Origin of the sequence: Algiphilus aromaticivorans DG1253, from assembly GCF_000733765.1 — a bacterium.
Lineage (GTDB): Bacteria > Pseudomonadota > Gammaproteobacteria > Nevskiales > Nevskiaceae > Algiphilus > Algiphilus aromaticivorans.
Genome location: NZ_JPOG01000001.1, coordinates 1978347 through 1990697, shown reverse-complemented (window position 1 = coordinate 1990697; position 12351 = coordinate 1978347). Strand labels below are relative to the sequence as shown.

Here is a 12351-nt window from a genome sequence, read left to right as displayed (position 1 = left end):
ACCGAATCACCGAAGCCGCCCACCGAGGCGGCTTTTTCGTTTCCGCGCCGTGGCGGACATCACGGCATCCCACCACGTGACTCCCACGAGACAGGAGCAAGCATGCAGGACAACAGCGACCAAGAGGATCTTCGAGCATTGGAAGACGAGCTCGGCAAGGAACTCGACGAGGGCGGGGATTTCTCCGCAGCTCTATCCCGAGACGACGATTCGCACAGCGATACCGGAGCGGCTTCGCAGGCCGCGGCGCCTAGCGCCGAAGCGGACAAGTCGAAGGACACCGAAGACGGCGGCCAGTCGCAGAGCGACCAGGCCAAGGCCGGCGACGGTGAAGGCACCGACCAGCAGCAACCCGACGGCGTGCTCACGCGCGACGGCAAGAACGTCATCCCGTACCACGTGCTGGAACAGACGCGGCGCCGGGCGACAGAAGCCGAGCGCGAGAACAGCCAGCTGCGTGAACAGGCCCAGGAAGCCAAGCGCAAGGATCAGGAACTGGAGCAGATGCGCCAGAAACTGACCGAGCACGCGGAAGCCCAGGGCGATCAGGTTCAGCAGCAGGGCGACCCGCTGGAAGGCCTCAACGAGGACGACTACCCGGCCGAGCTGGTCAACGCCATCAAGGCCGCCAATGCGCGCGCCAACGAGGCGCACCAGGCGATGCAGGAGATGCGCAAGCAGACCCAGCAACGCGAGGCCAGTGAGCGTCAGAAGACGCAGTCGGAGATCCAGACGCACATCGACGCCAACCCCGACCTGTCCGCGTGGCAGGCCGAGAACGGCGACGCATGGGCTGCGGCCGTGGCGCACGACCAGCGCCTTCGCGAATCCCCTCGATGGGCGGACAAGCCCCTGGAGGAGCGGTTCAAGAAGGCGGTCGAGCTGACCAAGGCCGAGCTGGACCTGCATGACCCAGCCCCGGCGGGCAGCGGCGACACCAAGAGCGACGACGGCCAGCAGGCCAAGACCGATCAGGGTGCTGCCGTGTCGTCCAAGCAGGACGATGTGCCCGCCGGGATCAGCGACATCCCTGGCGGAGCCACGCCAAGCCAGAGCCAGCAGGAAGGCGAGGACGATATGTCCCCGCAAGCGCTCGCGGCGAAGGTCGATCGGTACTCGAATGAGGACATCGACGAGTGGCTTCGCCGGCATGGATAAGGAGTAAACGTCATGCCGAGCACCAATATCCCGGCGGGTGATCCCCGCGCGGTCAAGAAGTTTTCGGTCGGGCTGTTCACCAAGCTGTCGCGGCGCAAGACCTTCCGCGGCAAGATGACCGGCCCGGTCCCGAAGCAGGGCGACGCGGCGCGCAGCCTGCGTCAGGAAACCTCCAGCGGTTACCCCATCGTCGAGATTCGTGATCTCTCGAAGGGCGCCGGTGACAAGGTGAGCGTCGACATCATCGACGTCGTGAACGGCAAGCCCATCATGGGTGATCGCCGTCTCGCCGGCCGGATGATGAACCTCAAGTTCGCCTCGCAGGAGATCACCATCGACCAGACGCGTGGCGGTGTGGATCCCGGCGGTCGCATGACGCAGCAGCGCACGGTCCACGAGCTCCGCATGCTGTCGATGGCGAACCTCGAGGGGTGGAACAACACCCTGATGGACAACCTGTGCCAGGTGCATCTCGCCGGCGCGCGTGGCTATCAGGGCGGTCGCGACTGGAACGTGCCTTTCGAGAACGATCCCGACTTCAATGACGTCGTGGTCAACACGGTTCAGCCGCCCACCGAGAACCGGCGCTTCATCCCCGGCACCGGCCTGGGCACGACCTCGGACATCGACAGCAGCGACACGCTGACGCTGGAGACGATCGAGGATCTGCGCACGCTCATCGACGAGTCGGATTACCCGCTGCAGGGCATTCGTATCGAGGGTGACGCGGCTGCGGACGACGAGGAGCCGATGTACTGCATGTACGTCAGCCCCCGTGGGTACAACCAGCTTCGCGCGTCGAGCTCGGCGCAGGACTGGAACACCCTCGTCAGCAACGCGGTGTCGCGCGGCTCGATCGCCAAGCACCCGCTGTTCGGTTCGGGCGACCTGATGTGGCGAAACATCCTCATCAAGAAGTCCCGGCGCGTGATCCGTATCCCTTCGGGCAAGGATCTGCGCGAGTACAGCGGTGGCTCGATCAGCACCGCCCAGCCGGGCACCGACGTGGACCGCGCCATCGTGCTGGGGGCCCAGGCGCTGGGTTGCGCCTACGGTCAGCACAGCCGGTCGCGCTACTACATCGACTGGCACGAGGAGGAGACCGATCACGGCAACCGCCTGGAAGTCTCCACGTCACTCATGAACGGCTACCGCAAGCTCACCTTCGATCTCGACGGTGAGAAGACGGACCACGGCGTCTGGGTCGTGGACCACGCGGCGCCGTCGGTCTAAAGGAGGCTACCAATGGCCAACATTGACGCGCTGGACTTCCAGAATCCCGGGTCGATCCCGCATGGCGGCACCTACGGCAACCAGTCCGTTCTCGTTCGCGAGATCACGCTGGACGCCCAGGCCTCCATCGCGGACGTTCTGCGCTTCGCCCGACTGCAGGGCGATGTGCGGATCATCGACGCGATCCTGTTCACCGACACCAACGCCGCGAGCGCAACGCTCGACCTCGGCTACAAGACTGTCGATTCGGGGGCGACCGACGATGTCGATCACTTCCTCGCGGCAGAGGACGTAGCCACGGCCGGCATGTTCCGGGCGAATGCCGGGAATCCGCCGGTGGTCGTGCCGAGCGAGTTCGACCTGGTGGCGACGGTCGGCGGGGCAGCAATCTCCGCCGGCCTCAAGGCCACGGTCGTGCTGTTCTACGAGTTCATCGGCCACTAAGCGGCAATCGGGGCGCCTCCATGCGGGGCGCCCCACCTTTCACGAACAGGAGCACCCCATGACCGATACGGTTCGGATTTACTACGTCGGCCGCAAGGCCGCCAAGAAGGACAACCTCATGCGCGACTCCGGCCGCGTCTGGGAGGGCTACGGCACCTACCACGACGTCTGGGCCCCGGACGCGCCCAAGTATCTCAAGCACCCCGACGTCTGGAGCGACAAGAAGCCGTCGGGCAAACAGGCACCGGAAGCGCCGCCCGCCACCGATGACGGTGAGCAGGACGCCACGGCCGCCGACGACTCGGCAGGTGAGTATGAAAACGACGAGCGCATGAGCGCGATCATCGAGGCTATCCAGCGCCTCGGCAGCGAGGACTACACCACGCAGGGCAAGCCCAAGGTCAACGCCGTAGTCAGCGCCTGCGGATTCAGCGTGTCGGCCAGCGAGATCGCCGATGCCGTCCACTATCTGAGCAATCAGGCGGCGTAAGCGATGGCGCTCACCGTCGGCGACGTTCTGGATCGGGTCAGCAAGAAGCTGCTCGACGATGGCGAGGGTCGCTGGGATCACGACGAGCTGCGCGACGATCTGAACGCGGGCGCAATGGCCGTGGCGAACCACAAGCCGGACGCCACGGCCACCAGCGTAATGCACACCCTCGACGACACTACGTCGCGCCAGACGATCCCGGCTGACGGGATCATCCCGCTCAACGTCGTGCGCAACGGCGAGTCGGGCGACCAGACGGGCCGCGCGGTGACGCTGATCGACGCCGAGGATCTGACGGCGATGGACCCGGCCTGGCATGTCGCCACCGGCGACGACGTCGAACACTGGGTCTACGACAAGCGGGACACCAAGGCCTTCTACGTCTACCCGCGCGCCACCGGCGCGGTGCAGCTGGTCTATTCCGCGCAGCCGACGCGGGTGACCGCGGATTCGGAGGATCTACCGCTTCCGGACACCTACGAATCCGTGCTCTATCACTTCGTTCTGGCGCACGCCTATGCGAAGAACACGAAGCGCGGTGACACCGGCAAGTTCGACCGGAACATCGCCATCTTCGAGCGCCTGTTGGGCGTCAAGACGCAGGGGCAGGGCGCCTATGCGCCCATGCCGACCGAGCGCACTGAGTCGCAGACGGGGGCGGTATGACGACGTTCAAGGACATGCTGCCGCTGGTGCGGCCATTCGCCACCCGCTGCCCGGATGCGCACATGGTGAACGCCCTGCGCGTTGCGGCGCAGCGCTTCTGCTACCGCTCGCGCTTCCTGCGCGAGACGCTGACGGTGGCGCTGACCGAGTCGCAGCCGAACTACACGCTCGCGTCCACCGAGACGGGGCAGGAAGTCTTCGGCGTGCATGCGGTGACCTACAAGGACCGGCACCTATCTCCGATGTCGCGCGAGGAGCTGGTCGGCTTCGAGGAAGGGCAGCGCGACGCGCCGCGCTTCTACTACTACGAACCGCCCGGCACGCTCATTGTCGACCCGGCGCCCTACGAGGACAACGCCACCGACTTCAAGGTGACGGTCTACCTGCAGCCGGCGACGGATGCCACGCAGGTACCCGAGGCGCTGGCCCGAACGTGGGATGACGCCCTGGCCGATGGTGCGCTCGCCTGGCTCCTGATCCAGCCGGACAAGGCGTGGACCGATCCGCAGCGCGGCCAGTACCACCAGCAGCGCTTCGATTCGGAGACCCACCGGGCCAAGACGAAGGCGGATATGTCGCACCGCCAGCACGGCTTCCGCGTCCTGTCGCACCCGTGAAGCTCAACATCGACACCTTTCGCGGCGAAGTGCCGCGGCTGGGCGCGTGGCGGCTGACCAAGGGCTACGCGCAGAAGGCGACCAACGCGCGCCTTCTCACCGGCTCGCTGGACGCCTGGCAGGACAAGAAGCGCGACACGCTGCTGAACAAGGTCACGCCGACCCTGACATCGCCCGAATACCCCGACCACGGGTAGCCCCATGAAGGTTTCGATCGAGGTCTTCCGCGGCGAAGTGCGTCGGGCGGACCCCGAGCGGCTGCCCAATGGATTCGCTCAGCGGGCCGAGAACGCGCGGCTGCTGTCTGGGGATCTGGAGGCTTGGGGGAGCCTCGGGAAAGGGCGGTTTCTCGACAAATTGGAGTATCTGACGTCGCCGCCGTATCCGGTGAAGGTCATCGAGGAGTCCGAATCCGGAGGCGCGCTGGTGGTCAAGGGCCGCGTCATCCAGCCGCCGATCGAGAGCGCCGAAAGCGCCGGCGCTGCGCTGGTTCAGGGCGAACTGCGATCCAAGGTCCAGAGCTTCGACGCCGGCATGGACGAGGCCGAGACCTTCGGCGCCCATATCGAGAGCGGCCTGCTTGAGCAGACGTTCTTCCTTCGCGAGCTGGACGCGGGGGTCGACGAAGCCGAAAGCGGCGGCGCGTCCATCCAGTCCGGCGCGCTGGGCAACGTCTTCAACCTCATCGAATACGAGCTTCCCAACCCCGAGGAAGCCGAGAGCGCCGGTGCGCATATCGCGTCCGGAAGCCTGGAGGCTGTATGAAGCAGAGCATCAAATTGCACAGCCAGTGCGCCGGATTCTTCAAGCTGGAGGCGGTCAAGCGCGACGGTACGCGGCGCCTGTTGGCCGAGTTCGAGAACCTCATCACGGACTTCGGTCTCGATCTGATGGGGACGTCGAATAGCTGGCTGCGGTATTGCCACGTCGGGAGCGGGAGCGACGCGCCGAATGCCAACGACACCACGATGGCGTCACTGGTCGCCACGACCAACACGAAGCAGAGCAGCACCGGCGGCAATCAGTCCTCGGCGCCGTACTACCGGTTTATGCGGAACATCTATCGCTTCGGCGAAGGGGTTGCCGCCGGAAACCTTGCCGAGGTCGGCGTCGGTATCAATTCCAGCGGAAACGCTGACTACGCTTTCAGCCGTGCGCTGATCCTCGACGGCAATGGTGACCCCACCACGATCACGATCCTGAGCGACGAAACGCTCGACGTGACCTACGAGTTCCGAATGTATCCGCCGACCGTGGACACCACGGGGCAGATCGAGTTGCGCGGGACGACGCACGATTACACGGCGCGCGCTGCGAACGTGGATTCGGGAAGCTCAGCCTTCGGGTGGACTATGGGGGAGGACGGACTCAGGGCCATCGAGTACACAAACGGCGGTCGATTCCAGTGCCTGGAATCTGGGGCTTCGCTCGCAGCAATAACCGGGAGGCCGTCCGCCAACTCATCCACTTCTGGGAATAGCGCGTCCACCAGTTCCTACGTAAACGGCACCTACGAACGCTCGGCGACCATTACATGGGGGATCGACACAGCAAACTTCCCGAGCGGTATAGGCGGCTTCCTGGTGCAGCTTGGTTGGGGCGCCTATCAGTTCGTTGTAAGCCCAGATATCGACAAGACCGATAGCGATGAGCTGACCATCGAGTTCTCACACTCCTGGGGCCGTAAGACGTGATCCCCGAGGAGCGTCTATCCACAGAGCCGGTCCAGTCGGCATTCCTCGGCGCCCGCGCCAACGCGAACATCGGCCCGCTGCTCGACTTCGAGGACGGCGGCGTCGCCCTGCAGGATCCCAGCGAGGGCCTGCAGTTTCAGGTGTGGAAGTGCTACCGCGTCGAGCGCAATGACGGCGCGGATCACGACATCGTGGCGGAGGACGAGGCCGGCAACACGACGGTGCTCTACACCGGCGCCGACATTACCGAGCTGTCGCTGAGCTTCGACCAGAACATGAACACCGTGCTGGCCTTCGTCGAGGACGGCCAGGCGAAGCTGCGCTGGTTCGACACGCAGGCGAGCGCGATGGTGGTCACGGAGCTCGACGCGGACGTCCGGACGCCGCGCGTGTCGCTCGACGACAAGCACCCGCTGGGCCTTCCCGATTCGGACGTCATTCTGGCCTATCGGCGCAGCGACGACCTGTACTTCCGGGCGCAGAGCGACCGCTACGGTGTCGAGTACCTGCTGCAGGAGGGCGGCATCACCGATCTGGAGAAGGTCGGGATGAACATCGGCAACCGCTTCCAGTTCAAGTTCCAGGACGACATCGTCACGATTCACCGGATGGACCGCCAGTATTGGCTCCACTGGGCGAAGTCCGAGCTGGAGGGCAAGGCGGTCGAGGTGGACGTGGCCCGCGGCCCGATCCTGGGCGACGAGACCGAGCGTACCTACTTCACGGGCACGGGCGCGCCGCGCGTCACGAATATCTCGAAGGCTATCGGGTCGTGCAACGAGGAGTACCCATGCGACTCCCTGCTGATGGGCGTGCCGGCACCGGAGAACGCGCCGACCGTCTCGGTCAACGTGCCGGACGTCGATGAGGGGTCGCTGGTGCTGACCAACGCCGGGGCCGAGGCCGGCGACACCAGCGGCTGGACGATCGTCGAGGGCGGCTTTGAGGCGGTGCAGAGCGGCGACGGCGGGAATATCTCTCCGAGCGCCGGCACCTACTTCTTCGGCGGCGGTTCGGCGGCGGCCACCGAGGCAATCCAGCGGCTGGACGCCGAAGACAACGCGATTGCCGTCGGCTCGACCCTGCGCCTGACATGGGACCAGAACGGCGACGGCACGGACACCGCGCGCATGGGTTTCCGCTTCCGCGATTCCAACCTCGACCTGATCGGCGAGGAGGACATGGCGGACTTCACGGCCGAGACCGGCGGATGGGCCTCGCGCACGCACTCGGCAATCGTCCCGGACAACACGGCTTCCGTGGATGTCGTCCAGCAATTCGAGCGCGAGGGCGGCACCGAGATCATCGCCTACATCGATGAGATTGCTCTATTCAGGCAGAGCACTACTGTCAGCTTTGCCTGCGATAACTTTGAGGGTTGGGATTTCGACGACTTTATCCCTGCTGATGAGTTTTCCCTTTTTGGCGACTCCGCGAATATCGAGATTGATGATGCAGTCGGTAGACCGGCGCCGTGTTTCCGGCTCGCTTCCTTCTATTACAAGGAGGTCTCGGTATATCGCCCCTTCCAGTTTGACAAGACACCGAAGGCAGTCATCGACGTCGACATCATGCGCAGCGGCGGTGGCGGTTCGCCCACAAGCATCCGGCTGGGCAACGACGCCAACGGCGCTGGCCCTGCGCTGCGGCAGTGGTATGACAGCAGCTTCCGCTTCGAGACGGCACGGGACTGGCGCGATCTGGATAACGTAGCAATCAGCGTCTACGAGGACGCGATGATTCCGATGGATGAGTGGCTGCACGTCAACATCGTCGTCGAGCCGGTTCAGGGCGGCAAGAAGAACGTAGCTGTCACCATTACGAAAAAGGACACCGGCGAGTTGGTGTTCTCCGAATCGGAAGACATGGAGTTTCTGGGCGATCAGTTCGGTTTCTCGGTACACGCCGCCGGCGACGAAAACACGCTGCGCCTGCTGTATGTGGACAACATTTCCGTGAATCTTGCGCCGGACACCGCCGACCCGGGCCGCGAGCTTCTGGAGTCCGAGTTCACGGCCTACGTCTACACGCTGGTCAACGAACTGGGCGAGGAGGGCGCGCCGTCGCCGGCGTCGCGCTCGGTGCAGAAAAGCGAGGCGGCCGAGATCGCGGTCACGACCGACACGACCGCGACGGCCGGCTACGGGGTCACCAAGAAGCGGATCTATCGCACCGTCACCAATGCCGACGGCTCGCAGTTCCTGTTCGTCGACGAGATCCCGCTGAATCAGGCCCTGCTCACCGATGGCCTGGCCAACAACGCGCTCGGCGAACCGCTGCAGTCGCAGGAGTGGGATCTGCCGCCCGACGACATGCTCGGGATCATCGCCCTGCCGAACGGGATCATGATGGGCTTCGCCGGCAATCAGGTGGTGCCGTCGGTCCAGAACCGGCCGCACGCCTACCCGGTGGGCTTTCGACTGGCCACCGACTACCCGATTGTCGGGATCGGGGCTATCGACGCGACGGCCGTGGTGGTCACCGAGCGCAATCCCTATCTGGTGCAGGGCACGACCCCCGACCAGCTGGGCATGCAGCAGCTGGAACTGCCGCAGGGCTGCGTATCGAAGCGCTCGATGGTCACGCTCAACAGCCTGGGCGTGGTCTACGCCTCGCCGGATGGCCTGGTGGCCGTGGCCGGCAACGGGCAGACGCGCATCGTCACCGAGAGCCTGTTCAGCCGCCGGGAGTGGCAAGCACTCAACCCCTCGACCATCCATGCGGTGGCCCACGACGACCGCTACTTCGGCTGGTACATCGACAAGGAGGGCAACGCCGGCGGCTTCATCCTCGACGTGGCGGGCGAGGACGCCTTCGGCTTCGTGCCCCTCGACTTCTATGCCGAGGCCGCCTACAGCGACGCCCTGACCGACACGCTCTATATGTCGATCGGCGGGCAGATCAACGTCTGGGAAGGCGGCACCGGCAAGCTCAAGTACGTCTGGCGCAGCGCGCTCTACCAGCTGCCCTATCCGGCGAGCTTCGCCCACGCGCAGGTGCGCGCCGCCGACTACAGCGACCTCAAGTTCCGCGTCTACGCCGACGGCGCGCTGATCCGGGACGGGGCGGTGACGAGTGTGGATGACTTCGTGCTCCCGTCCGTGGACGCGGCGCGAGAGTGGGAGATCGAGCTGGAGGGCACGTCGCGCGTGCAGCGCGTCGAGATCGCCGAGGATTCCGAGGAACTGACGTGACGGCCAAGCCGGCGATCACCGTCCCGCGGCCGTCCGGCGGGGCGGTCACGCCGCGCGAGCTGCAGCAGGTGGTGCTGGCCATCCGCCAGCGCATCGAGAGCCTGGAAAGCGGCTCGACCGAGGTGCAGAAGCTGGTCAAAACGCAGCAGCGCGTGACGCAGGCGCTGCAGGGGCAGGGCGGCGGGCAGGCGCCCGCTGAGCCGGTCACGGTCTGCCCGGCCGAGGCCGAAGTGCGCGCCGGTGCGAATCGCGTGGTCGCCGGCCGCTTCGTCGTGGCCCTGGCCGGCGGCTTCGCCCACGCGGATCGCACGCAGTCCGGGCACGTCGGCCGGCTGGCCGGCATCGCGGTCTCGGGGGCGAGCGCGCAGTCGCTGTTCACCCTGCGCCGCAGCGGGATCTACGAGGACGTCAACTGGGACTGGACGCCCGGCGACCTGCTCTACGTCGGCGAGGACGGCCGGCTGGTGGCGAGTGGCGGGAGCGGGCAGTTCGACCAGGTGGCCGCGGTGGCCATCTCGGCGCGCCGCGTGCTGATCCTGCTGCAGCAGACCTTCGTGCGGGACGACAGCCCGGCCGGCGACTTCCTGCTGCGCTCGGGCAGCGCAGTCCGGCAGGCCGCGGCCGTGACCGAGGCGACGGCCAACGCGATCGCAAAGACGCTAGCCGACGGCCGGTTCTCGCACACGCTGATCCCGCCGGCGCGCATTCGTCGTGCAGCAGGCGCCCAGCTGACCGGCTACCGGGCAGTGACCACCGTATCGGGCGAGGCGGTGCACGCGGACGCCGGGACGGTCGGCCACGCCAACCGGGTCGCCGGGATCGTCACCAACGCCCCGGCCGACGGGGAGACAGCGCTGATCGCGCAGGGCGGCGAGCTGACGAACGCCGGCTGGAGCTTCACGCCCGACGCGCAGGTATTCCTCGGCAGCAACGGCGCGCTCACGCAGACGCCGGGCGCCGGGCTGTTCCAGCAGCGCGTCGGCTACGCCACAACCGCAACGACGCTGGTGGTCGACATCGGCGAGGCGATTATCTATGGATGAAGACGGCTTCCTGAATCAGGTGCTGCTCGGCCGGCGTGACGCCGTGCTGGTGTGCCGGATGCTCGGCAACATTTCGCAGACCTGGGACGACCTGATCGACGGCGATGCCGTGACCGCCGAGCGCGTGCACAACGCCTTCACCGACGCGCTGCTCCGGCTGCCGGCGTTGCCCTTCTGGCAGGAGCACTACGCCGAGCTCCAGCCGCTGATCCGGCAGGCGGTGATCGACTGGCACACGGCCAACACCTTCGAGCGCGAGGCCAGCCAGAGCGACAAGCCGAACGAGCACGAGCTGATGCTGGGCTTCGTGCTCCGCGACTCGCTGATCGCGCTGACCACGCACTGCGCCTACCTGGTGGGCGGGCATGAGCACGCAATTTCGGTAGCGCCCGAGATCCGGCGCTACTTCCACGACGAGAGCATCCAGGAATACATCGGAGGCCTGCAATGAGCACAGGTGGCGACGGCAAGGTCGAGGAGACCGCAGAGGAGCGCGAACTGGTGCGGATCGGGATGGACAAGATCCGGCGCTATCGCGAGATCAACAAGCCGATCGAGGACGACTGGATCGCGCGCCGGCAGGAACAGGGCCGCATGCGCAGCGAGGCCGACCGCGAGATGACATCGCAGGTGCGCAGCGCCTTCGGTGACGCCCGCGATAAGACGCTGGCCACCGCTCAGCGCGGCAACGGCCTCGGTTCCGGTGCGCAGATGGAGGCCGCCACCGGGATGCTGCGCGACGAGGCGACGTCGATGGGCATCGGCCGCAACGACGCGCGCCAGTCCGCCGATAACGACTACGTGCGCGGCCTGCAGGGCGTGGTGCAGATGGGGCAGGGCAAGTCGGCCGAAGCGCTGGAAGGCCTCGGCCGGACGGCCGCCGCCGCCGGGCAGCAGGCGCGCTTCGACGCCCGGCTGTCGCAGCGGGAGCGCGCCTCGAACATGGAAGGCCTCGGCCTGGCCGCCGGGCTGGGCGCGCAGCACGCCATCGACGAGACCTATGTGCCGGGCAAGAAGGCCGCGACCGAGTGGGCGTCCGGCTACACCGACGACCCCTACAAGACCATTCCGGGAGTCTGACATGACCCAGATGCAAGGCCTCGACAACACCCCGTTTCCGCGCCTTTCCGACCGGGCCGCGCCGTCCATGTCGATGGACAACAGCCTGCCCGAACTGCAGGGCTCGGCCTCGGATGCGCGGGCACAGATCAGCCGCCAGCAGTACAGCGACTTCCTGCGCCGCTTCAACCCGGTGCGGATGAAGCTGGCCGGCATGTACGACAACCCCATGCTGCGGCAGGAGTCCCTGTCGCAGGCTGGGACGATGGTGCGCGACAGCTTCGACCGCCTGCCCGAGCAGCGTGAGCGCTACCTGAGCGGGCTCGGTCTGGAGATGGGCGAGCAGGAACAGGCCTCGATGGAGCGGCAGGACAACCTCGCCGAGTCCCTGGCCGACGTGACCGCCCGCAACCGGGCGCAGCGCGCCTTCGACGACCGCAATGAACAGATCGCCGTCGGACTGAACCCCGGCCGCATCACCGGAGGCTGACATGGCAGGAATGATCGGAAGCGGGCAGGCGTTCCGGCAGCAGGGGCTGTCGGCACTGAATCAGGCCGCCGATATGGAGGACCGCCGCGAGCGTACCAACCAGCAGATCGACCAGCAGGAGGATGCCGGCTCGATGCAGATGGCGGGAATGGGTGCCGGGCTCGGCGCATCCATCGGTGCAGGCACGGCCGTGGGCGGCCCGGTCGGCGCGGCACTCGGATTGGCGGGCGGCCTGCTGGCCGACTCCCTGCTGTAAGGAGACG

The 12351-nt window shown here is 66.4% G+C and carries 15 protein-coding genes; all 15 read left to right on the top strand.

Annotated features, from left to right (window positions below; genetic code table 11):
- The first annotated feature begins 102 nt into the window (after window positions 1-102).
- From U743_RS09165 to U743_RS09095, 15 genes are read left to right on the top strand one after another with little or no spacing between them, the layout of a single operon-like run.
- Window positions 103-1158, top strand: coding sequence for a hypothetical protein (locus U743_RS09165; RefSeq protein WP_043767491.1), 1056 nt, complete (start codon window positions 103-105; stop codon window positions 1156-1158).
- 12 nt (window positions 1159-1170) lie between these two features.
- Complete coding sequence (locus tag U743_RS09160; RefSeq protein WP_052367808.1) at window positions 1171-2391, top strand: N4-gp56 family major capsid protein; 1221 nt, start codon at window positions 1171-1173, stop codon at window positions 2389-2391.
- 12 nt (window positions 2392-2403) lie between these two features.
- A complete protein-coding gene (locus U743_RS18080; RefSeq protein ID WP_052367806.1) occupies window positions 2404-2835 on the top strand; it encodes a hypothetical protein in 432 nt (143 codons plus the stop codon).
- A gap of 58 nt (window positions 2836-2893) precedes the next feature.
- A complete protein-coding gene (locus tag U743_RS09150) occupies window positions 2894-3325 on the top strand; it encodes a hypothetical protein (RefSeq protein WP_043767488.1) in 432 nt (143 codons plus the stop codon).
- A 3-nt stretch (window positions 3326-3328) separates the two neighbouring features.
- Window positions 3329-3991, top strand: coding sequence for a phage adaptor protein (locus tag U743_RS18075; RefSeq protein WP_052367804.1), 663 nt, complete (start codon window positions 3329-3331; stop codon window positions 3989-3991).
- The gene (locus U743_RS18070) at window positions 3988-4608 is read left to right on the top strand and encodes a phage adaptor protein (protein WP_052367802.1); all 621 of its coding nucleotides are present in this window, start codon (window positions 3988-3990) and stop codon (window positions 4606-4608) included. The genes U743_RS18075 and U743_RS18070 overlap by 4 nt, the downstream gene beginning before the upstream one ends.
- The gene (locus U743_RS09135) at window positions 4605-4805 is read left to right on the top strand and encodes a hypothetical protein (RefSeq protein ID WP_043767486.1); all 201 of its coding nucleotides are present in this window, start codon (window positions 4605-4607) and stop codon (window positions 4803-4805) included. Before U743_RS18070 ends, U743_RS09135 begins: the two co-directional genes overlap by 4 nt.
- A 4-nt stretch (window positions 4806-4809) precedes the next feature.
- Window positions 4810-5373 (top strand): hypothetical protein, encoded by a 564-nt coding sequence (locus U743_RS09130; RefSeq protein ID WP_043767484.1) that lies wholly within the window; start codon window positions 4810-4812, stop codon window positions 5371-5373.
- Entirely contained in the window at window positions 5370-6302 is a 933-nt protein-coding gene (locus tag U743_RS09125; RefSeq protein ID WP_043767481.1) for a hypothetical protein, read from the top strand. Before U743_RS09130 ends, U743_RS09125 begins: the two co-directional genes overlap by 4 nt.
- The gene (locus U743_RS09120) at window positions 6299-9496 is read left to right on the top strand and encodes a hypothetical protein (RefSeq protein ID WP_043767478.1); all 3198 of its coding nucleotides are present in this window, start codon (window positions 6299-6301) and stop codon (window positions 9494-9496) included. Before U743_RS09125 ends, U743_RS09120 begins: the two co-directional genes overlap by 4 nt.
- A complete protein-coding gene (locus tag U743_RS09115; protein WP_043767475.1) occupies window positions 9493-10539 on the top strand; it encodes a hypothetical protein in 1047 nt (348 codons plus the stop codon). The genes U743_RS09120 and U743_RS09115 overlap by 4 nt, the downstream gene beginning before the upstream one ends.
- Entirely contained in the window at window positions 10532-10990 is a 459-nt protein-coding gene (locus U743_RS09110; protein WP_043767472.1) for a hypothetical protein, read from the top strand. Before U743_RS09115 ends, U743_RS09110 begins: the two co-directional genes overlap by 8 nt.
- Entirely contained in the window at window positions 10987-11619 is a 633-nt protein-coding gene (locus U743_RS09105; RefSeq protein ID WP_043767469.1) for a hypothetical protein, read from the top strand. The genes U743_RS09110 and U743_RS09105 overlap by 4 nt, the downstream gene beginning before the upstream one ends.
- A 1-nt stretch (window position 11620) precedes the next feature.
- The gene (locus tag U743_RS09100; RefSeq protein ID WP_043767466.1) at window positions 11621-12088 is read left to right on the top strand and encodes a hypothetical protein; all 468 of its coding nucleotides are present in this window, start codon (window positions 11621-11623) and stop codon (window positions 12086-12088) included.
- Window position 12089: 1 nt separating this feature from the next.
- Window positions 12090-12344, top strand: coding sequence for a hypothetical protein (locus tag U743_RS09095; protein ID WP_043767463.1), 255 nt, complete (start codon window positions 12090-12092; stop codon window positions 12342-12344).
- Window positions 12345-12351 lie beyond the last annotated feature (7 nt).

Coding starts and splice junctions, on each gene's coding strand:
- U743_RS09165 (WP_043767491.1), top strand. CDS start 103: ATGCAGGACAACAGCGACCAAGAGGATCTTCGAGCATTGGAAGACGAG.
- U743_RS09160 (WP_052367808.1), top strand. CDS start 1,171: ATGCCGAGCACCAATATCCCGGCGGGTGATCCCCGCGCGGTCAAGAAG.
- U743_RS18080 (WP_052367806.1), top strand. CDS start 2,404: ATGGCCAACATTGACGCGCTGGACTTCCAGAATCCCGGGTCGATCCCG.
- U743_RS09150 (WP_043767488.1), top strand. CDS start 2,894: ATGACCGATACGGTTCGGATTTACTACGTCGGCCGCAAGGCCGCCAAG.
- U743_RS18075 (WP_052367804.1), top strand. CDS start 3,329: ATGGCGCTCACCGTCGGCGACGTTCTGGATCGGGTCAGCAAGAAGCTG.
- U743_RS18070 (WP_052367802.1), top strand. CDS start 3,988: ATGACGACGTTCAAGGACATGCTGCCGCTGGTGCGGCCATTCGCCACC.
- U743_RS09130 (WP_043767484.1), top strand. CDS start 4,810: ATGAAGGTTTCGATCGAGGTCTTCCGCGGCGAAGTGCGTCGGGCGGAC.
- U743_RS09125 (WP_043767481.1), top strand. CDS start 5,370: ATGAAGCAGAGCATCAAATTGCACAGCCAGTGCGCCGGATTCTTCAAG.
- U743_RS09110 (WP_043767472.1), top strand. CDS start 10,532: ATGGATGAAGACGGCTTCCTGAATCAGGTGCTGCTCGGCCGGCGTGAC.
- U743_RS09105 (WP_043767469.1), top strand. CDS start 10,987: ATGAGCACAGGTGGCGACGGCAAGGTCGAGGAGACCGCAGAGGAGCGC.
- U743_RS09100 (WP_043767466.1), top strand. CDS start 11,621: ATGACCCAGATGCAAGGCCTCGACAACACCCCGTTTCCGCGCCTTTCC.
- U743_RS09095 (WP_043767463.1), top strand. CDS start 12,090: ATGGCAGGAATGATCGGAAGCGGGCAGGCGTTCCGGCAGCAGGGGCTG.